The sequence below is a fragment of the Aminobacter sp. P4_D5 genome, assembly GCF_056401815.1.
Window position 1 is genome coordinate 1 of record NZ_JBFUIP010000922.1, and the last position, 630, is coordinate 630.

At 69.7% G+C, this 630-nt stretch carries 1 protein-coding gene; it reads left to right on the forward strand.

The window, feature by feature from the left end; translation table 11 throughout:
- Nucleotides 1-630: hypothetical protein (locus tag AC1DWF_RS35810; protein ID WP_476843205.1), on the forward strand; the 630-nt coding region annotated here is incomplete at both ends.

The following is a 630-nucleotide window of genomic DNA, read 5'->3' on the forward strand; positions in this document are numbered from 1 at the left end:
GTCCTCGAGTTGAACGGGACGGGCAACGCGAATGCCATCAAGTCGTCCAGCGTCGTGCGCCTGCGCGTCCCCGCCGGTCAGGCAGGACACATCAGCATGGTGTCATCGTCGAACCGGGCCGCGGGGACGCCCCATCTGGTCGCGGTCGAGACGGGGACGCGCGCCATCCTGGCCGCGCCGCTCCTGCGTGCCGACGGGAACCAGCCCTCTGCGGGCCGGGTCGTGCTGGCTTCGGCCGCTGGCGAGCGGATCCTGTTGCTGCGTGTCGTGGGCGCTCGCCCGACGGACACCTTCGCCATCGATGTGTCGCTGAACGCGGCGCTGCAACCCGCGATCGTGCGGGAGGCGCATGTGGAACCCGCGGCGCTTCGCGCTTTGCCGATCACGCCCATGCCCCGTGAAGACGTGAGCTTCACGCTGCCAGCGGGCCAAACGAGCGCTCTCGTCCGCCTGCGGTTGGCCGAGGGGACGATCCTGGACGCGCAGACCCTCGATCCACGCGAGCGCGACACCGTCATCGAGCTGCTGGATCTGGATGGCGGCAGGATCGGCTTCGACGATGACGGCGGCGCGGGTGCACTTCTTTCGCGGATCGTCCATCGGACACCGCAGCGCGACATCGTGCTGCGC